Raw genomic sequence first — 18119 nt, forward strand, 5'->3', positions numbered from 1 at the left:
CCTACCACTACGGCTCGGACCGTAGGTCAGGTAAGCGAAGCGCCGCCTGACAAATAAGTTTTCACCGCTGTAGAGGATGATCCCCATGGATGCCGTTAAAAAGAAACACTGGTGGCAAAGTCCGCAACTCACATGGTCTGTGATTGGCTTACTGTGCCTGCTGGTGGGTTACCTTGTTGTTTTGATGTACGCCCAGGGGGAGTACCTGTTCGCCATCATGACGCTGATTTTAAGCTCAGTTGGCCTGTATATTTTCGCTAATCGCAAGGCTTATGCCTGGCGCTATGTCTATCCCGGCCTCGCCGGCATGGGTCTGTTCGTCCTGTTTCCGCTGATCTGTACCATTGCCATCGCCTTCACTAACTACAGCAGCACCAACCAGCTGACCTTTGAACGTGCGCAGCAGGTGCTGATGGATCGCTCTTTCCAGGCTGGCAAAGCCTATAACTTCACGCTGATCCCGGCGGGGGACGAGTGGAAACTGGCCCTGACCGACGGCGAGAGCGGTAAAAACTACCTTTCCGACGCTTTTAAATTCGGCGGTGAGCAGAAGCTGGCGTTAAAAGAAACCGATGCCCTGCCGGAAGGCGAGCGCGTCAGCCTGCGCGTCATTACCCAGAATCGCACCGCGCTGAACCAACTGACCGCGGTGCTGCCGGATGACAGCAAAGTGATCATGAGCTCGCTGCGTCAGTTCTCTGGCACTCAACCGCTGTATACGCTTAGCGAAGATGGGGTGCTGACCAACAATCAGACCCACGTTAAATACCGCCCGAACAATGACGTAGGCTTCTACCAGGCGATTAACGCCGACGGCAGCTGGGGCACTGAAAAGCTGAGCCCGGGCTACACCGTGACGATCGGCTGGGATAACTTCACTCGCGTCTTCCAGGACGAAGGTATCCAGAAACCGTTCTTCGCTATTTTCGTCTGGACCGTGGTGTTCTCGGTGCTGACGGTGATTTTGACCGTGGCCGTGGGAATGGTGCTGGCTTGTCTGGTGCAGTGGGAAGCACTGAAAGGCAAAGCAATTTACCGCGTCCTGTTGATTCTGCCGTATGCCGTACCGTCGTTTATTTCGATTCTGATTTTCAAAGGGCTGTTCAACCAGAGCTTTGGTGAAATCAATATGATGCTCAGCGCGCTGTTCGGCATTAAGCCGGCCTGGTTTAGCGACCCGACCACCGCGCGCACCATGATCATCATCGTCAATACCTGGCTGGGCTATCCGTACATGATGATCCTGTGCATGGGGTTGCTGAAGGCGATTCCGGACGATCTGTACGAAGCGTCGGCGATGGATGGCGCCGGTCCGTTCCAGAACTTCTTTAAAATTACGCTGCCGCTGCTGATCAAACCGCTGACACCGCTGATGATCGCCAGCTTCGCCTTTAACTTTAACAACTTCGTGCTGATTCAGCTGTTGACCAACGGTGGTCCGGACCGTCTCGGCACCACCACCCCGGCCGGTTATACCGACCTGCTGGTGAGCTACACCTATCGCATCGCCTTTGAAGGCGGCGGCGGTCAGGACTTCGGCCTGGCGGCGGCTATCGCAACGCTTATCTTCCTGCTGGTTGGCGCGTTAGCGATTGTGAATCTGAAAGCCACACGCATGAAGTTTGATTAAGGGAGATAACGATAATGGCTATGGTCCAACCCAAATCTCAAAAGCTGCGTCTCTTTACTACGCATCTCCTGCTACTGATTTTTATCGCGGCGATTATGTTTCCGCTGCTGATGGTTATCGCCATCTCGCTGCGCGAGGGTAACTTCGCCACCGGCAGCCTGATCCCGGATACCATCTCCTGGGAACACTGGCGTCTGGCGTTAGGCTTCAGCGTCGAACACGCCGATGGCCGCGTCACGCCGCCGCCGTTCCCGGTGCTGCTGTGGCTGTGGAACTCGATTAAGGTCGCCGGCATTACCGCGATCGGTATCGTCGCCCTCTCCACCACCTGCGCCTACGCTTTTGCCCGTATGCGCTTCCCGGGGAAAGCGACGCTGCTGAAAGGGATGCTGATTTTCCAGATGTTCCCGGCGGTGCTGTCGCTGGTGGCTCTGTATGCGTTGTTTGACCGCCTGGGCCAGTACATCCCGTTCGTCGGCCTCAACACCCACGGCGGCGTGATCTTCGCTTATATGGGCGGTATCGCGCTGCACGTCTGGACGATTAAAGGCTACTTCGAAACCATCGATGGTTCGCTGGAAGAAGCGGCGGCGCTGGATGGCGCGACCCCATGGCAGGCCTTCCGCCTCGTGCTGCTGCCGCTGTCGGTGCCGATTCTGGCGGTGGTGTTTATTCTGTCGTTCATCGCAGCCATCACCGAAGTGCCCGTCGCCTCGCTGCTGCTGCGCGATGTGAACAGCTATACCCTGGCGGTAGGTATGCAACAGTATCTCAACCCGCAGAACTATCTGTGGGGCGACTTCGCCGCTGCGGCGGTGCTCTCCGCCATCCCGATCACGGTCGTCTTCCTGCTGGCACAGCGCTGGCTGGTTAACGGCCTGACGGCGGGTGGGGTGAAAGGTTAAGTTTTTTTTGTAACACCGGCCCCAAATTTCAGATGAGGGCCGACGGTCTAGCCGCAATACACGACCCCAACCGGGTATTGTCGCCGTCGCCCTCAGCTGAAAAAGTAAGGCCAATGCCACTGCTATCCTCAACTGGACCCTACATAAATTTTATTTGTGACTGTTGGTCAGCGGCCCTGGAGGCCGCTTTTTTTTATTCGCGTTTCAGGCGATTGGAGTTACACAGCCAGAGCGTAATCACCAGGATCAGGATCGCAGCAGAGTAAATTAGCACCGCCATCGGCGACTCATGGTCGATGATAATCAGGCGCACAATCGCGGTGATGCCGATATAGACGAAATAGCGCAGCGGGAAGTGGAACCCCGACTGAAAATACTTGACGATCAGCGCGATAAACTCGAAGTAGAGGAAGTAGACCACCAGACCTTCCACCAGCCGGTACTTACTGGTCGGCTCCGGGGTAAAGAGGACATCGGCCAGATGCAGCGTCTCTTTCCCGAGGAAGACGATCAAAATAATCCCCAGGCACAGCAGCCCAAGATTCAAAACCGTTTGCATCGCGGTGGCGATAAAATTCACCAGCGGACGATAAACCGACGACATAAATACCCCTCATCATTATGCTTCTTTGAGACCTGTATAACGCAAAAATGTGATCCAGATCGACATTATTCGCTAACTTTTTGCCACCACCGGCGAAGATGTAACAATCACAGCCCAGACGGACGGGTTAAAAAGGAAACAACCATGCTGAAGATTCGTACCGCACGCGCAGAGGATGCGGCTTTACTCAATGAAATGGGCAATGCCAGCTATCGCCATCACTTTGCTCACCTCTGGCATAACGCCGACGAGCTGGCGTGCTACCTGCAACAAGAGTATTCCCTGGCCTCGCTGCAACGCAGCCTGACCGATTCCCAGTGCTGTTGGTTGATTGCTGAAGCCCCCCACCCTGTCGGCTTTGCGAAATACGCCTGTCGTCAGGCGATAAGTCCTGAAGGTCCGTCCGGTACGCTGTTGCATAAGCTCTATCTGCTGCCTGACACAACGGGCCGACGCTACGGCGAGCAGATATTTCGCGCCGTCGAGGCGAGAGCAAAAGCGGCCGGTGAACGCTGGCTGTGGCTGGAAGTGCTCGCCGATAACCCCGCTGCGCGCCGCTTTTACGAACGTCAGGGGATGCAGCACGTGAAAGATGTCGCATTTCATTCCGCCAGCCAGCAAAGCACCTTACATATTCTGGCCAAACCGATCTGAGAGGCACTATGCATACCCTTCGGGAAACGGCGATCCGCAACGTCACCAGCGGTGAGAACGTGGTGATCTACCAGCCCGCCAACCTGTACGACTGTGTCCTTGGCGATAACGTCTTCGTCGGGCCGTTCGTTGAGATCCAGGGCAACACCCGCATCGGCGCGAACAGTAAAATTCAGTCCCATACCTTTATCTGCGAGTACGTCACCATTGGCCAGCGCTGCTTTATCGGTCACGGCGTGATGTTTGCCAACGACCTGTTTCGCGAGGGTAAACCAAACGCCGACCGCGCCAGTTGGGGGCGAATTGAGATTGGCGATGACGTGTCGATCGGCAGCGGCGCCACGATTCTGGCCGTCAGCATCTGCGACGGCGTGGTGATTGGCGCGGGCAGCGTGGTGACGAAGTCCATTACCGAGAAAGGGGTGTGGGCGGGAAATCCAGCCCGCCTGCTGCGGCGGCTGTAAAAAAAATGCCGACCTAAGGGTCGGCATTGCGTCTTAGCTGCGCAAGATTATGCGCGCCAGGCTTTATAACGGTTAATCAGGCCGTTAGTTGAGCTGTCGTGGCTGCTAACTTCGCTGCCGTCTTTCAGCTCCGGCAGGATGCGGTTAGCCAGCTGTTTGCCCAGTTCAACGCCCCACTGGTCGAAGGTGAAGATGTTGAGGATCGCGCCCTGGGTGAAGATTTTGTGCTCGTACAGGGCAATCAGCGCCCCCAGGCTGAACGGGGTGATTTCACGCAGCAGGATGGAGTTCGTCGGACGGTTGCCTTCAAACACTTTGAACGGCACCACGTGCTCCAGGGTCGCCGGATCTTTACCCTGATCGCGGTATTCCTGCTCGACCACTTCACGGGATTTACCGAAAGCCAGGGCCTCGGTCTGAGCGAAGAAGTTGGACAGCAGCTTCGGATGATGGTCGGACAGCGGGTTGTGGGTGATAGCTGGGGCGATGAAATCGCACGGTACCATTTTGGTGCCCTGGTGGATCAGCTGGTAGAACGCGTGCTGACCGTTGGTGCCCGGCTCACCCCAGATGATCGGGCCAGTCTGGTAGTCTACCGCGTGGCCGTTACGGTCAACATACTTACCGTTGGACTCCATGTTGCCCTGCTGGAAGTAGGCGGCAAAACGGTGCATGTACTGGTCGTACGGCAGAATCGCTTCGGTTTCTGCTCCGAAGAAGTTGTTGTACCAGATACCGATCAGCGCCAGCAGCACCGGCAGGTTTTTCTCCGCCGGGGTGGTGGAGAAGTGTTTATCCATCGCATGCGCGCCGGACAGCAGCTCAACGAAGTTGTCGAAGCCCACGGAGAGAATGATGGACAGGCCAATCGCCGACCACAGGGAGTAGCGGCCGCCAACCCAGTCCCAGAATTCGAACATGTTGGCGGTGTCGATGCCGAACTCGCCAACTGCTTTCGCGTTGGTAGAGAGCGCCGCGAAGTGTTTAGCCACGTGCTTGTCGTCGCCCGCGGTCGCCAGGAACCAGTCGCGCGCGCTGTGGGCGTTGGTCATGGTCTCCTGGGTGGTGAAGGTCTTGGACGCCACCAGGAACAGGGTCGTTTCCGGGTTGACGTTCTTCAGCACTTCAGCGATGTGGGTGCCATCGACGTTGGAGACAAAGTGCATGTTGAGGTGGTTTTTGTACGGACGCAGCGCTTCGGTGACCATGAACGGACCGAGGTCGGAACCGCCGATACCAATGTTAACCACGTCGGTGATCGGTTTGCCGGTATAGCCTTTCCAGCTACCGGAGATAATCGCTTCTGAGAAGGTTTTCATCTTCTCCAGCACAGCGTTCACTTCCGGCATCACATCTTTGCCATCAACCACAATCGGCGTATTGCTGCGGTTGCGCAGCGCGACGTGCAGTACCGCACGGTCTTCGGTACGGTTGATCTTTTCGCCGGAGAACATCGATTTAATGGCGCCTGCCAGATCGGTCTCTTTCGCCAGATCCTGCAGTTTAGCCAGCGTCTCTTCGGTGATGCGGTTTTTGGAGAAGTCCACCAGCATCAGATCGTCGAACGTCGCGGAAAACTTAGAAAAACGGTCGCTATCTTTGGCGAACAGCTCGCTGATAGTGACATCTTTCATTTCGTCGAAGTGTTTCTGTAATGCCTGCCAGGCAGAGGTCTGCGTTGGGTTGATGTTTTTCATTAGCAATACTCTTCTGATTTGAGATTGTGACTTCGGTCGATTGTAGCGCCGGTGACGGAAAATTGTGATGATTTTTGTGACTTGTCCCTGACGCCGGTCAGGAATCGGGTCAAAACGGAGTAAAAAGCCCCATTAGTATAGCTATCATAAGGCTTTTTTCTGTTAGCCGCAGGGGCATGAAAAATCCGCATAACCGCAGCGTTGACATAGCTGGTGTTAAGCCTTTATATATCCGCAGTGCTTACGTATTGGTAGGTATCTATTGCTCGCGCATTTCACGCTACAGCGAAAGGGTATTCGCGGGGGATATAATGTCCCTGTTCCCCCGGCCAGGTGAAAGACGTCGGTAATTGCCAGAAGAGGTGCGTTGCCCAGGTAACCGTATTGGAGGAACCAGTCCGGGGAAAATACGTGAGGGGGAGCAACGCCGAGGTGAAAGAGCGTCTGGTCACGCTCCTCACCGGCCACAGGGGCTGAATCCCCTGGGTTGTCACCAGAAACGTTCGCAGTCGGGCGTTTCATACCCGAACACCTCAGCGCCCAGAGCGGTGAGTCGGGTCTACAAGGTGGAGCACTTCTGGGTGACATCGTAGTTGTTTATCACTCTGCGCCACCCTGTTTATCGCTCTTCCCTTGTGCCATGGCTGAATAATTTGGCCTGGCTTATTAAGACATTTTGTTGCGATCCGGCGGCGTCCAGCCCCTGCCACGATCGGTGTTCAGGAATCGTTTTAATAAGTCAGGCCCCCTGACACGAGGTTGTTATGACAGATCTAGTCGTCGCCAAATTTGGCGGCACCAGCGTTGCCGATTTTGACGCTATGAACCGCAGCATCGATGTGGCGCTGCTCGATGCCAATACCCGTATTGTTGTGCTCTCCGCCTCTGCCGGCGTGACCAACATTCTGGTGGCCTTAGCGGGAGGGCTGGAACCCACCGAACGTTTTTCCCAGCTGGATGCTCTGCGCCAGATCCAGTTCAATATTCTGGAGCGTTTGCGCTATCCCAACGTGATCCGCGAAGAGATTGAGCGCCTGCTGGAAAATATCACCACGCTGGCGGAAGCCGCTGCGCTCGCCTCCTCGACCGCCCTGACCGACGAACTGGTCAGCCATGGCGAACTGATGTCCACCCTGCTGTTTGTGGAAATTCTGCGTGAACGCGGTATTCAGGCGCAGTGGTTTGACGCCCGTAAAGTGCTGCGCACTAACGATCGCTTTGGCCGCGCCGAACCGGACATCGCCGCCGTCGCCGAACTGACCCAGCAGCAGCTGGCGCCGCGCCTGGCGGAAGGCCTGGTGGTGACGCAGGGCTTTATCGGCAGCGAAGCGAAAGGCCGCACCACCACCCTCGGCCGCGGCGGCAGCGATTATACCGCCGCTCTGCTCGGCGAAGCGCTGAATGCCACCCGCGTCGATATCTGGACCGATGTCCCGGGGATTTATACTACCGATCCGCGCGTGGCGCCGGCGGCGAAACGCATCGACGTCATCGCCTTTGAAGAGGCAGCGGAAATGGCCACCTTTGGCGCCAAAGTGCTGCACCCGGCGACCCTGCTGCCTGCCGTGCGCAGCGATATTCCGGTGTTTGTCGGCTCGAGTAAAGAGCCTAAAGCGGGCGGTACGCTGGTGTGTAAAACCACCGAGAACCCGCCGCTGTTCCGCGCCCTGGCCCTGCGTCGCCGTCAGACGCTGCTGACGCTGCATAGCCTGAATATGCTGCACTCCCGCGGCTTCCTCGCCGAAGTGTTCGGCATTCTGGCGCGCCATAACATCTCCGTCGATTTGATCACCACCTCCGAAGTGAGCGTGGCCCTGACCATGGATACCACCGGCTCAACCTCTGCAGGCGATACCCTGCTGACCCAGGCGCTGCTGACTGAACTCTCCTCGCTGTGCCGCGTGGAAGTGGAGGAAGACCTGGCGCTGGTGGCCCTGATTGGCAATGAGCTGTCGAAAGCCTGCGGCGTCGGCAAAGAGGTCTTTGGCGTCCTCGAGCCGTTTAATATCCGCATGATCTGCTATGGCGCCTCCAGCCATAACCTCTGCTTCCTGGTGCCTGGCGCCGATGCGGAGAAGGTGGTGCAGAAGCTGCATCATAATTTGTTTGAATAAAATTTCTTAGCACGATAAACAATACCTATAGCCGGGCTCGAACCCGGCTTTTTTATAACAACATCAACACAACCAGCGGACCTGCTCGCCGCCCCATCGGGATGGCGCGGCCCGGTTCGCGTATCGCAAGGAACACAACATGCTCGCAACTCTGACGCGGCTGTTCCCGTTATGGGCACTGCTGCTCTCCGTTCTGGCCTATTACACTCCCACCACCTTCACCCCAATTGGCCCATGGGTCACCACCCTGCTGATGCTGATCATGTTCGGTATGGGTGTGCATCTGAAGCTGGAGGATTTCAAACGCGTCCTGTCGCGCCCGGCGCCGGTCGCTGCGGGGATCTTTCTCCATTATCTGGTGATGCCGCTCGCCGCCTGGCTGCTGGCGCTGCTGTTTCATATGCCGCCGGAGCTTTCCGCCGGGATGGTGCTGGTCGGCAGCGTCGCCAGCGGGACCGCCTCCAACGTGATGATCTTTCTTGCCAAAGGGGATGTGGCGCTGTCGGTGACCATCTCCTCGGTCTCCACCCTCGTCGGCGTCGTGGCGACACCGCTGCTTACCCGTCTGTACGTCGACGCGCATATTCAGGTCGACGTCATGGGCATGTTGCTCAGCATTCTGCAGATTGTGGTCATCCCCATCGCGCTGGGACTGATTGTCCATCATCTGCTGCCGAAGGTGGTGAAAGCGGTAGAGCCGTTCCTGCCCGCCTTCTCGATGGTGTGCATTCTGGCGATCATCAGCGCGGTGGTGGCGGGTTCCGCCGCCCATATTGCCTCCGTCGGCCTGGTGGTGATTATCGCGGTGATCCTGCATAACACCATTGGCCTGCTTGGCGGCTACTGGGGCGGACGTCTGTTTGGTTTTGATGAATCCACCTGCCGTACGCTGGCGATCGAGGTGGGGATGCAGAACTCTGGCCTGGCGGCCGCGCTGGGTAAAATTTACTTCGGCCCGCTGGCGGCGCTGCCAGGCGCGCTGTTCTCCGTCTGGCATAACCTGTCCGGTTCGCTGCTGGCCGGGTACTGGTCAGGAAAGCCCATCGCCAAAAAAGCCGACAAGCGCTGAGCGTGATACGTCCGGGCGCAGGCCCGGGCGTGTGCGTTATCCAATCTGCAAACGTACTGGTTTACCTAACTTCATTAACATCATGACTAACGCATCCAGGGTAAACTTACTGGTTTTCTGATTGACCACATCTGAAATACGCGGGCGCGAAATGCTCAACTTCGCGGCAGCATCGGCCTGCTTCAATTGATGTTCATCTATCCACTCAGCGATTTCCTGCATTAACTGTCGTTTAAGCGCCATCAACTGCTCAACTTCTTTTTCCGCTTGTCCCCGAAGCTGCTCTGCGTCAGCATCATCAAAGCCCAGTTCACTGAATATATTGCTCTCTTCAGAGGTCACATGACGAATACCATCCACCCTCTTACGATTCATTTATGACTCCTGTGTTCCTGCTGTATAACCTGCAAACGGTTTCTGACAATCTGTTTTTCGTGTTCGGCGGTGCGTCGCGTCTTTTTGTTAAAACAGTGCAGGACATATATCGCCTCTGCAAAACGGGCCAGATAAATTACCCGATATGCACCGGAAAAGTGGCGCAGGCGGATTTCCTCAACGCCCCGCCCCAGTTGAGGCATCGCTTTCCAGTCCGCAGCCTCTAAACCCGACTGTAAACGATAAAGCTGGAAGCCGGCATCTCTGCGGACGTCCTCAGGAAACTGGCGCAGATCGTCAAAGGAAGAGCCCATCCAGACGATACGCCTTAATCTCTGTTGCTGATTAAGCATACCACATCCTTGTATAAAATTTTATACATCTCCCACCCAAAATTTGTCGTCGTTGGCCAGTAGGCGTGCCGTTACCCTAAGCCAGACCCGCGCACTGGTCACGAACGAGGGAAATATTCTGCGAGGCGCTTTCCGGATGCGTTCTATTTTGCGCTGATTGCCGTACACTGGGTGCTCTGGTCTGACTGAGGGCACCACCATGGCACTCCCCCGTATTACACAAAAAGAGATGACCGAGCGCGAACAGCGCGAATTGAAAACGCTGCTTGACCGCGCGCGCATTGCGCATGGCCGCCCGCTGAGCAATGCGGAAACGAACAGCGTGAAAAAGGAATATATCGATAAGCTGATGGCGCAGCGTGAAGCGGATGCGAAGAAAGCCCGCCAGGTGAAAAAACAGCAGGCTTATAAAACGGATAAAGAAGCGACCTTTTCCTGGTCGGCGAATACGCCGACCCGCGGCAGGCGTTAACGCCCTTTCTTTTTACGTCCCGGCTGGGTGAAACGTTTCCCGTTAGCAGCCGGGCGGCCTTTATCGTTGCTATTTTCCATCTTCACCACCGGGCGCTTGATCCCGGGGGTCGCCGCTTTGGCCTTCGGCCTGGCTTTCGGCTTCGCTTCGGAAGAGGAGTTTTCAATCAGCTTGAACAGGTCGATCAACTCGTCATCGGTTAGATCACGCCATTCCCCCAAGGGGATCCCCGTCAGGCTCACGTTCATAATCCGCGTACGCTCAAGCTTCGTCACTTCATAGCCAAAGTGCTCGCACATACGACGGATCTGGCGATTCAGCCCCTGCACCAGAGTGATGCGGAAAACGAACGGCGCCTCTTTCTTCACTTTACATTTTTTCGTCACCGTCCCGAGAATCGGCACCCCCGCGCCCATCCCGCGAATGAACTCATCGGTCACCGGCTTATCGACCGTCACCAGATACTCTTTTTCATGGTCGTTGCCGGCGCGCAGGATCTTGTTCACCAGATCACCGTGGTTGGTGAGGAAGATCAGCCCCTGAGAATCTTTATCCAGACGGCCAATAGGGAAGATACGCTTGCTGTGGTTGACGAAGTCGACAATATTGTCGCGTTCGCCATCTTCGGTGGTGCTCACAATACCGACCGGCTTATTCAGCGCAATCAGCACCAGATCATCCGCTTCACGCGGCTCAATCAACCGTCCGTTCACTTTAACCAGGTCACCAGGCTTCACCTGATCGCCAATGGTGGCGCGCTTGCCATTGATAAAGACGTTGCCTTGTTCAATAAAGCGGTCCGCTTCGCGACGCGAGCAGATGCCGCTTTCACTGATGTATTTATTTAATCGGGTTGATGAGTCGGGCAGCATAGATTCTCCTGTAAAAGCGAAATATACCCTACCTTGTGGGCGAGAAAAAAGATGTGCCTTTGCGCCCTCCGGCGCAAGGTGTGATCGACTACGCCTTTTTTCACAAAAGTGTCCCGCTCAACGCCTGGCAACTTTGCATGATGAAATATCACAGAATCAGCGATTTAGCGTGCAATGCACAAAGGTGCCAACAACCCGCTATTGATAACGCAAATGTGCAAGATTATTCGCCAGATTAGGGTGATGAAATAAAAGAAAATCGCTTTAAACGGTGGCTCTAATAGGGTTATATCAGATCAACAGCACAAACCCGCGATTTGCACAAATGTGCAGGAGCCTGCAGATGACCATGGAAAACAGCGATGATATCCGGTTGATTGTCAAAATCGCCCAGCTCTATTACGAGCAGGATATGACTCAGGCGCAAATTGCTCGCGAGCTGGGGATCTATCGCACCACCATCAGTCGCCTGCTGAAGCGCGGCCGCGAGCAGGGCATTGTTACCATCGCCATCAACTATGACTACAATGAAAACCTGTGGCTCGAGCAACAGCTCAAGCAAAAATTTGGCCTGAAAGAGGCGGTGGTTGCCAGCAGTGATGGGCTGCTGGAAGAAGAACAGCTGAGTGCGATGGGCCAGCATGGCGCCCTGCTTGTCGATCGGTTGCTGGAGCCCGGCGATATCATCGGTTTTTCATGGGGTCGCGCCGTGCGTTCGCTGGTGGAGAACCTGCCGCAGGCCAGCCAGTCACGCCAGGTGATCTGCGTCCCCATCATCGGTGGACCTTCCGGTAAACTGGAGAGCCGCTACCATGTGAACACCTTAACCTACGGCGCGGCAGCCAGACTGAAAGCGGAATCCCACCTTGCCGATTTTCCAGCTCTGCTGGATAACCCGCTGATCCGCAACGGCATCATGCAGTCCCAGCATTTTAAAACCATCTCATCCTACTGGGACAGCCTGGATGTGGCGCTGGTGGGTATTGGTTCACCGGCCATTCGCGACGGCGCAAACTGGCACGCCTTCTACGGCAGCGAAGAGAGCGACGATCTCAACGCCCGCCACGTCGCCGGGGATATCTGTTCGCGTTTCTACGATATTAACGGCGGGTTAGTCGATACCAATATGAGCGAAAAAACCCTGTCGATCGAAATGGCGAAGCTGCGCCAGGCTCGCTATTCCATCGGCATCGCCATGGGGGAAGAGAAATACTCTGGCATTCTTGGCGCATTGCACGGACGCTATATTAATTGTCTGGTGACAAACAGAGAAACGGCTGAGTTATTACTGAAATAACACACAGGATATGATTTCACGCAGCACCCGCTGCGGGGGATCCCTTTATCTAAAGAAATGGGAGTGAATAATGAATACCTGGTTAAATTTAAAAGATAACGTCATTATCGTGACCGGCGGCGCCTCGGGAATTGGGCTGGCCATTGTCGATGAATTATTATCACAAGGTGCTCATGTCCAGATGATTGATATTCATGGCGGCGATCGTCATCACAATGGCGATAATTATCACTTCTGGCCGACGGATATTTCCAGCGCGACAGAGGTGCAACAGACTATCGATGCCATTATTCAGCGCTGGTCGCGTATTGATGGTTTGGTCAATAACGCTGGCGTGAATTTCCCGCGTTTATTAGTCGACGAAAAAGCACCGGCCGGCCGCTATGAATTAAACGAAGCCGCTTTTGAAAAAATGGTCAATATCAACCAGAAAGGGGTGTTTTTCATGTCGCAGGCGGTGGCACGTCAAATGGTCAAACAGCGCGCTGGGGTGATTGTCAATGTCTCTTCGGAGAGCGGCCTGGAAGGCTCTGAAGGTCAAAGCTGCTACGCCGCGACCAAGGCCGCGCTCAACAGCTTTACCCGCTCCTGGTCCAAAGAATTGGGTAAATATGGGATCCGCGTAGTCGGCGTTGCGCCAGGGATCCTCGAAAAAACGGGCCTGCGGACGCCGGAATATGAAGAGGCGCTGGCCTGGACGCGCAATATCACCGTCGAGCAACTTCGCGAGGGATATACCAAAAACGCCATTCCCATCGGGCGGGCAGGAAAGCTCTCGGAAGTGGCTGATTTTGTTTGCTATCTCTTGTCAGCGCGCGCCAGCTACATCACCGGAGTCACCACTAACATTGCCGGCGGAAAAACGCGCGGTTAAGGAGGCAGTATGGTTCACGCTATCTTCTGCGCCCACGGCCAGCTGGCCGGGGCCATGCTTGATTCGGTACGCATGGTCTACGGCGAGGTTAACGTCAGCGCCGTCGCGTTTGTCCCCGGCGAAAACGCGGCGGATATCGCCATTAACCTGGAAAAGTTAGTAAGCGCCCACACCGATGAGGAGTGGGTAATCGCGGTAGATTTGCAGTGCGGAAGCCCATGGAATGCCGCAGCCGGGCTGGCAATGCGTCACCCGCAGATCCGGGTGATTAGCGGCCTGTCGCTGCCGCTGGCGCTCGAGCTGGTGGATAACCAGCATACCCTGAGCGCCGATGACTTATGCCAGCATCTGCAGGCCATCGCCAGTCAGTGCTGTGTGGTCTGGCAGCAGCCAGAAACCGTTGAGGAGGAGTTCTGATGCAAATTACCCTCGCCCGTATTGATGACCGACTGATTCATGGCCAGGTCACCACCGTGTGGTCAAAAGTCGCCAACGCCCAGCGGATAATTATCTGCAATGACGATGTATTTAACGATGAGGTTCGCCGGACCCTGTTGCGCCAGGCAGCCCCGCCAGGCATGAAGGTAAACGTTGTCAGTCTGGAAAAAGCGGTTGCGGTCTATCATAACCCGCAATATCAGGATGAGACCGTCTTTTATTTATTTACCAATCCACATGATGTTTTAACGATGGTGCGCCAGGGCGTGCAGATCGCCACGTTAAATATTGGTGGCATGGCCTGGCGCCCCGGTAAAAAACAGCTAACCAAAGCCGTTTCTTTGGATCCGCAGGATATTCAGGCATTCCGTGAACTCGATAAACTGGGAGTAAAACTCGATTTACGCGTGGTCGCATCAGATCCGTCAGTCAATATTCTCGACAAAATTAACGAAACAGCTTTCTGCGAATAAAAAATAGCGCCTGTTGTGATATGCCGTAGCAGGCAGGATGACTCACACCTTAAAGGTCATAAATTATGGAAATTAGTACCCTACAGATAATAGCCATATTTATTTTTTCCTGTATTGCCGGAATGGGCAGCGTGCTGGATGAATTTCAGACCCATCGGCCCCTTATCGCCTGTACCGTGATTGGCCTCATCCTGGGTGATTTAAAAACCGGGGTTATGCTCGGCGGTACGCTGGAGCTGATCGCCCTCGGCTGGATGAACGTGGGGGCAGCACAGTCGCCAGATTCGGCGCTGGCCAGCATTATCTCCGCCATTCTGGTGATTGTGGGCCACCAGAGCATTGCCACCGGCATTGCCATTGCCCTGCCGGTGGCCGCTGCCGGGCAGGTGCTGACCGTTTTCGCCCGTACCATTACCGTGGTGTTCCAGCACGCCGCGGACAAAGCGGCCGAGGAGGCGCGCTTTCGCACCATCGACCTGCTGCATGTCTCCGCGCTGGGGGTGCAGGCACTGCGCGTGGCAATCCCGGCGCTGGTGGTCTCGCTGTTCGTTAGCGCGGATATGGTCAGCAGTATGCTCAGCGCGATCCCGGAATTCGTCACCCGCGGCCTGCAGATTGCCGGTGGTTTCATTGTCGTCGTGGGCTACGCGATGGTGCTGCGAATGATGGGCGTGAAATACCTGATGCCCTTCTTTTTCCTCGGTTTTCTCGCCGGGGGTTATCTCGACTTCAGCCTGCTGGCCTTCGGCGGCGTGGGCGTCATCATCGCGCTGATCTACATCCAGCTCAATCCACAGTGGCGTAAGGCTGAACCCGCCGTCTCCACCGCCCCCTCTGCACCCGCCCTTGACCAGCTTGACGACTAACGGAGCCGAAAATGGAACAGAAAAAAATCACGCAAGGCGACCTGGTGAGCATGTTTCTCCGCTCCAACCTCCAGCAGGCCTCCTTTAACTTCGAACGTATTCATGGCCTGGGATTTTGCTACGACATGATCCCGGCGATCAAACGCCTGTATCCGCTCAAAGCCGATCAGGTCGCGGCGCTGAAGCGTCATCTGGTGTTCTTTAATACCACGCCGGCGGTGTGTGGCCCGGTGATCGGCGTCACCGCCGCCATGGAGGAGGCCCGGGCTAACGGCGCGGCCATTGACGATGGCGCTATCAACGGCATCAAAGTGGGTCTGATGGGCCCGCTGGCCGGCGTCGGCGACCCGCTGGTCTGGGGCACGCTGCGGCCGATTACCGCGGCCCTTGGCGCCTCGCTGGCCCTCTCCGGCAACATTCTGGGACCTTTGTTATTTTTCTTTATTTTCAATGCAGTGCGGCTGGCAATGAAGTGGTACGGCCTGCAACTGGGCTTCCGTAAAGGGGTCAATATCGTCAGCGATATGGGCGGTAACCTGCTGCAGAAGCTGACCGAAGGCGCCTCCATTCTCGGCCTGTTTGTCATGGGGGTGCTGGTGACCAAATGGACCACCATCAATGTGCCGCTGGTGGTTTCCCAAACGCCCGGTGCAGACGGCGCCACCGTCACGATGACCGTCCAGAACATCCTCGATCAGCTCTGCCCCGGCCTGCTGGCGCTGGGCCTGACGCTACTGATGGTGCGTCTGCTGAACAAGAAAGTGAATCCGGTCTGGCTGATTTTCGCCCTTTTCGGCTTAGGCATTATCGGCAACGCCCTCGGCTTTCTGTCCTGATTATTCCGCCCCGGCGATGCCGGGGTGACGTCAACAACATAGCCCCGAAAGATGAAGGGGATGAGGTGGTTTATGCAAACAACAACGGCCCTGCGCCTGTATGGCAAACGAGACCTGCGCCTGGAAACCTTTACCCTCCCGGCGATGCAGGACGATGAGATCCTCGCCCGGGTGGTCACGGACAGCCTGTGCCTTTCTTCATGGAAAGAGGCCAATCAGGGTGCCGATCATAAAAAGGTGCCAGATGATGTGGCCACCAGGCCTATTATTATCGGTCATGAATTTTGCGGCGAAATCCTTGCCGTCGGTAAAAAGTGGCAGCATAAGTTTCAGCCGGGGCAGCGCTACGTGATCCAGGCCAACCTGCAGTTGCCCGACCGACCCGACTGTCCCGGCTACTCATTCCCATGGATCGGTGGCGAAGCCACCCATGTGGTGATCCCCAATGAGGTGATGGCGCAGGATTGCCTGCTCACCTGGGAGGGGGATACCTGGTTTGAAGGATCGTTGGTAGAGCCGCTCTCCTGCGTCATTGGCGCTTTCAACGCCAACTATCATCTGCAGGAGGGGAGTTACAACCACGTGATGGGGATCCGTCCTCAGGGACGCACCCTGATCCTGGGCGGGACGGGGCCGATGGGGCTGCTGGCCATCGACTATGCGCTGCACGGCCCCATCAATCCTTCACTACTGGTAGTGACCGATACCAATAAGCCGAAGCTCAGCTACGCCCGCCGTCATTACCCCTCTGAGCCGCAGACGCTGATCCACTACCTCGACGGCCATGAGGCCAGTCGCGATACGCTGCTGGCGCTCAGCGGCGGCCATGGCTTCGACGATATCTTCGTGTTTGTGCCAAACGAACAGCTGATCACCCTGGCCTCCTCGTTGCTGGCCCCGGACGGCTGCCTGAATTTCTTTGCTGGCCCCCAGGATAAGCAATTCAGCGCCCCGATCAACTTCTACGACGTGCACTACGCCTTTACCCACTACGTCGGCACCTCCGGCGGTAATACTGACGATATGCGCGCCGCGGTGGCGCTGATGCAGGCGAAAAAGGTCCAGACGGCGAAAGTGGTCACCCATATTCTCGGCCTGAACGCCGCGGGCGAAACCACCCTCGATCTGCCTGCCGTCGGCGGGGGAAAAAAGCTGGTGTATACCGGAAAAGCCTTCCCGCTCACGCCGCTGGGCGAGATCGCCGATCCCGAACTGGCAGCGATTGTGGCGCGTCACCATGGGATCTGGTCCCAGGAGGCTGAAGCGTATCTGCTGGCCCACGCGGAGGATATTACGCATGATTAACCGCGATACGCTGCTGTGCATCTCCCTGGCGGGTCGCCCCGGCAACTTCGGCACCCGCTTTCATAACTATCTGTATGACAAGCTGGGATTGAACTACCTCTACAAAGCCTTTACGACTAAGGATATTGAGGCGGCGGTAAAAGGGGTTCGCGCATTGGGTATCCGCGGCTGTGCGGTCTCCATGCCGTTTAAAGAGAGCTGCATACCGTTTCTTGACGCGATCGATCCGTCAGCAAAAGTCATCGACTCCGTCAACACCATCGTCAATGACGACGGGAAGTTAACCGGGCTAAACACCGATTACATCGCGGTCAAAAGCCTGATCGCCAGCCATCGGCTCGATACCAACGCCAGAGTGATGATTCAGGGTAGCGGCGGCATGGGGAAAGCCGTCATTGCCGCCTTCCGTGATGCCGGTTTCCGCGACGTGATCATTGCGGCCCGCAATCGCCAGCGCGGCCTGGCGCTGGCAAAACAGTATGGCTTTCAGTGGCAGCCCCTGCCGGAAGGGATCGCAGCCGAGATTCTGGTCAATGTCACACCGCTGGGCATGGCGGGGGGAGCGGAAAGCAACACGCTGGCGTTCAGCGAGGCCATGGTGGACCAGGCCAGCGTCGTGTTTGACGTGGTCGCGTTGCCGGCGGAAACTCCGCTGATCCGCCTGGCGCAACAACGGGGTAAGCAAACCATCAGCGGTGCGGAAGTCATTGCCCTGCAAGCCGTCGAGCAGTTCGCCCTTTATACCGGCGTACGACCGGATAACGCGCTGGTGGCAGAAGCCTCGGCGTTTGCCAGAAGCTAGGATGTCCCTCCCGGGAAGG

General features: G+C 56.3%; 20 protein-coding genes and 1 riboswitch. Of the genes, 15 read left to right on the forward strand and 5 right to left on the reverse strand.

Annotated elements, in window-relative coordinates; translation table 11 throughout:
• Positions 1-85: 85 nt before the first annotated feature.
• Positions 86-1630 (forward strand): maltose ABC transporter permease MalF, encoded by a 1545-nt coding sequence (gene malF / locus HMPREF3142_RS14740; RefSeq protein WP_008807314.1) that lies wholly within the window; start codon positions 86-88, stop codon positions 1628-1630.
• A 14-nt stretch (positions 1631-1644) separates the two neighbouring features.
• Positions 1645-2535 carry a maltose ABC transporter permease MalG gene (gene malG / locus HMPREF3142_RS14745; RefSeq protein WP_002884725.1) on the forward strand — a complete coding sequence of 297 codons (891 nt, stop codon included), beginning with the start codon at positions 1645-1647 and terminating at the stop codon, positions 2533-2535.
• A 193-nt stretch (positions 2536-2728) separates the two neighbouring features.
• On the opposite strand, the gene psiE is transcribed toward malG, so the two are convergent.
• Positions 2729-3139: a phosphate-starvation-inducible protein PsiE gene (psiE, locus tag HMPREF3142_RS14750; protein ID WP_004206282.1), complete on the reverse strand. Its 411-nt coding sequence runs from the start codon at positions 3137-3139 to the stop codon at positions 2729-2731.
• 144 nt (positions 3140-3283) lie between these two features.
• Between psiE and HMPREF3142_RS14755 the strand changes: the two genes are divergently transcribed.
• Positions 3284-3793, forward strand: a complete 510-nt coding sequence (locus HMPREF3142_RS14755; protein ID WP_008807315.1) for a GNAT family N-acetyltransferase — start codon at positions 3284-3286, stop codon at positions 3791-3793.
• An 8-nt stretch (positions 3794-3801) separates the two neighbouring features.
• Complete coding sequence (locus HMPREF3142_RS14760) at positions 3802-4257, forward strand: acyltransferase (RefSeq protein WP_012543195.1); 456 nt, start codon at positions 3802-3804, stop codon at positions 4255-4257.
• Between the two features lie 47 nt (positions 4258-4304).
• On the opposite strand, the gene pgi is transcribed toward HMPREF3142_RS14760, so the two are convergent.
• On the reverse strand, positions 4305-5954 hold the full coding sequence (pgi, locus tag HMPREF3142_RS14765) for a glucose-6-phosphate isomerase (RefSeq protein ID WP_012543196.1): 1650 nt from the start codon (positions 5952-5954) through the stop codon (positions 4305-4307).
• Between the two features lie 349 nt (positions 5955-6303).
• Positions 6304-6539: riboswitch (Lysine riboswitch) on the forward strand.
• A 179-nt stretch (positions 6540-6718) separates the two neighbouring features.
• On the opposite strand from pgi, the gene lysC reads away from it, so the two are divergent.
• Together lysC and panS are read left to right on the forward strand one after the other, a co-directional pair.
• Positions 6719-8068, forward strand: a complete 1350-nt coding sequence (lysC, locus tag HMPREF3142_RS14770) for a lysine-sensitive aspartokinase 3 (RefSeq protein WP_008807318.1) — start codon at positions 6719-6721, stop codon at positions 8066-8068.
• A 139-nt stretch (positions 8069-8207) separates the two neighbouring features.
• Entirely contained in the window at positions 8208-9137 is a 930-nt protein-coding gene (panS, locus tag HMPREF3142_RS14775; protein ID WP_002884627.1) for a ketopantoate/pantoate/pantothenate transporter PanS, read from the forward strand.
• A 36-nt stretch (positions 9138-9173) separates the two neighbouring features.
• On the opposite strand, the gene HMPREF3142_RS14780 is transcribed toward panS, so the two are convergent.
• Positions 9174-9512 carry a helix-turn-helix domain-containing protein gene (locus HMPREF3142_RS14780; protein WP_008807319.1) on the reverse strand — a complete coding sequence of 113 codons (339 nt, stop codon included), beginning with the start codon at positions 9510-9512 and terminating at the stop codon, positions 9174-9176.
• Positions 9509-9865, reverse strand: a complete 357-nt coding sequence (locus HMPREF3142_RS14785; protein ID WP_008807320.1) for a type II toxin-antitoxin system RelE/ParE family toxin — start codon at positions 9863-9865, stop codon at positions 9509-9511. The genes HMPREF3142_RS14780 and HMPREF3142_RS14785 overlap by 4 nt, the downstream gene beginning before the upstream one ends.
• A 199-nt stretch (positions 9866-10064) precedes the next feature.
• Between HMPREF3142_RS14785 and HMPREF3142_RS14790 the strand changes: the two genes are divergently transcribed.
• Positions 10065-10337, forward strand: coding sequence for a YjbD family protein (locus tag HMPREF3142_RS14790; RefSeq protein ID WP_012969166.1), 273 nt, complete (start codon positions 10065-10067; stop codon positions 10335-10337).
• Here HMPREF3142_RS14790 and rluF read toward each other — a convergent pair.
• Entirely contained in the window at positions 10334-11209 is an 876-nt protein-coding gene (gene rluF, locus HMPREF3142_RS14795) for a 23S rRNA pseudouridine(2604) synthase RluF (RefSeq protein WP_008807321.1), read from the reverse strand. The genes HMPREF3142_RS14790 and rluF overlap by 4 nt on opposite strands.
• A 349-nt stretch (positions 11210-11558) precedes the next feature.
• On the opposite strand from rluF, the gene HMPREF3142_RS14800 reads away from it, so the two are divergent.
• The 8 genes from HMPREF3142_RS14800 to HMPREF3142_RS14835 all read left to right on the forward strand — a co-directional run bounded on the left by HMPREF3142_RS14800 (position 11559) and on the right by HMPREF3142_RS14835 (position 18100).
• Positions 11559-12506, forward strand: coding sequence for a sugar-binding transcriptional regulator (locus HMPREF3142_RS14800; RefSeq protein WP_002884616.1), 948 nt, complete (start codon positions 11559-11561; stop codon positions 12504-12506).
• A 70-nt stretch (positions 12507-12576) separates the two neighbouring features.
• Entirely contained in the window at positions 12577-13380 is an 804-nt protein-coding gene (locus tag HMPREF3142_RS14805) for an SDR family oxidoreductase (protein ID WP_002884614.1), read from the forward strand.
• A 9-nt stretch (positions 13381-13389) separates the two neighbouring features.
• On the forward strand, positions 13390-13797 hold the full coding sequence (locus tag HMPREF3142_RS14810) for a mannose/fructose/sorbose PTS transporter subunit IIA (RefSeq protein ID WP_016530854.1): 408 nt from the start codon (positions 13390-13392) through the stop codon (positions 13795-13797).
• The gene (locus tag HMPREF3142_RS14815) at positions 13797-14291 is read left to right on the forward strand and encodes a mannose/fructose/sorbose PTS transporter subunit IIB (protein ID WP_004151751.1); all 495 of its coding nucleotides are present in this window, start codon (positions 13797-13799) and stop codon (positions 14289-14291) included. The genes HMPREF3142_RS14810 and HMPREF3142_RS14815 overlap by 1 nt, the downstream gene beginning before the upstream one ends.
• 65 nt (positions 14292-14356) lie before the next feature.
• Positions 14357-15157, forward strand: coding sequence for a PTS mannose/fructose/sorbose transporter subunit IIC (locus HMPREF3142_RS14820; protein WP_064171755.1), 801 nt, complete (start codon positions 14357-14359; stop codon positions 15155-15157).
• An 11-nt stretch (positions 15158-15168) separates the two neighbouring features.
• Positions 15169-15993 (forward strand): PTS system mannose/fructose/sorbose family transporter subunit IID, encoded by an 825-nt coding sequence (locus HMPREF3142_RS14825; RefSeq protein ID WP_002884590.1) that lies wholly within the window; start codon positions 15169-15171, stop codon positions 15991-15993.
• A 72-nt stretch (positions 15994-16065) separates the two neighbouring features.
• Positions 16066-17298, forward strand: a complete 1233-nt coding sequence (gene sorE, locus HMPREF3142_RS14830; RefSeq protein WP_008807323.1) for an L-sorbose 1-phosphate reductase — start codon at positions 16066-16068, stop codon at positions 17296-17298.
• Positions 17291-18100, forward strand: coding sequence for a shikimate 5-dehydrogenase (locus HMPREF3142_RS14835; RefSeq protein WP_064171757.1), 810 nt, complete (start codon positions 17291-17293; stop codon positions 18098-18100). Before sorE ends, HMPREF3142_RS14835 begins: the two co-directional genes overlap by 8 nt.
• Positions 18101-18119: the final 19 nt, after the last annotated feature.

It is taken from the genome of Klebsiella sp. HMSC16C06, from assembly GCF_001808325.1.
Lineage (GTDB): Bacteria > Pseudomonadota > Gammaproteobacteria > Enterobacterales > Enterobacteriaceae > Klebsiella > Klebsiella variicola.

Coding starts and splice junctions, on each gene's coding strand:
- malF (WP_008807314.1), top strand. CDS start 86: ATGGATGCCGTTAAAAAGAAACACTGGTGGCAAAGTCCGCAACTCACA.
- rluF (WP_008807321.1), bottom strand. CDS start 11,209: ATGCTGCCCGACTCATCAACCCGATTAAATAAATACATCAGTGAAAGC.
- HMPREF3142_RS14835 (WP_064171757.1), top strand. CDS start 17,291: ATGATTAACCGCGATACGCTGCTGTGCATCTCCCTGGCGGGTCGCCCC.
- HMPREF3142_RS14785 (WP_008807320.1), bottom strand. CDS start 9,865: ATGCTTAATCAGCAACAGAGATTAAGGCGTATCGTCTGGATGGGCTCT.
- HMPREF3142_RS14810 (WP_016530854.1), top strand. CDS start 13,390: ATGGTTCACGCTATCTTCTGCGCCCACGGCCAGCTGGCCGGGGCCATG.
- sorE (WP_008807323.1), top strand. CDS start 16,066: ATGCAAACAACAACGGCCCTGCGCCTGTATGGCAAACGAGACCTGCGC.
- lysC (WP_008807318.1), top strand. CDS start 6,719: ATGACAGATCTAGTCGTCGCCAAATTTGGCGGCACCAGCGTTGCCGAT.
- HMPREF3142_RS14790 (WP_012969166.1), top strand. CDS start 10,065: ATGGCACTCCCCCGTATTACACAAAAAGAGATGACCGAGCGCGAACAG.
- HMPREF3142_RS14805 (WP_002884614.1), top strand. CDS start 12,577: ATGAATACCTGGTTAAATTTAAAAGATAACGTCATTATCGTGACCGGC.
- HMPREF3142_RS14760 (WP_012543195.1), top strand. CDS start 3,802: ATGCATACCCTTCGGGAAACGGCGATCCGCAACGTCACCAGCGGTGAG.
- HMPREF3142_RS14825 (WP_002884590.1), top strand. CDS start 15,169: ATGGAACAGAAAAAAATCACGCAAGGCGACCTGGTGAGCATGTTTCTC.
- malG (WP_002884725.1), top strand. CDS start 1,645: ATGGCTATGGTCCAACCCAAATCTCAAAAGCTGCGTCTCTTTACTACG.
- HMPREF3142_RS14780 (WP_008807319.1), bottom strand. CDS start 9,512: ATGAATCGTAAGAGGGTGGATGGTATTCGTCATGTGACCTCTGAAGAG.
- psiE (WP_004206282.1), bottom strand. CDS start 3,139: ATGTCGTCGGTTTATCGTCCGCTGGTGAATTTTATCGCCACCGCGATG.
- HMPREF3142_RS14815 (WP_004151751.1), top strand. CDS start 13,797: ATGCAAATTACCCTCGCCCGTATTGATGACCGACTGATTCATGGCCAG.
- HMPREF3142_RS14800 (WP_002884616.1), top strand. CDS start 11,559: ATGGAAAACAGCGATGATATCCGGTTGATTGTCAAAATCGCCCAGCTC.
- pgi (WP_012543196.1), bottom strand. CDS start 5,954: ATGAAAAACATCAACCCAACGCAGACCTCTGCCTGGCAGGCATTACAG.
- HMPREF3142_RS14820 (WP_064171755.1), top strand. CDS start 14,357: ATGGAAATTAGTACCCTACAGATAATAGCCATATTTATTTTTTCCTGT.
- HMPREF3142_RS14755 (WP_008807315.1), top strand. CDS start 3,284: ATGCTGAAGATTCGTACCGCACGCGCAGAGGATGCGGCTTTACTCAAT.
- panS (WP_002884627.1), top strand. CDS start 8,208: ATGCTCGCAACTCTGACGCGGCTGTTCCCGTTATGGGCACTGCTGCTC.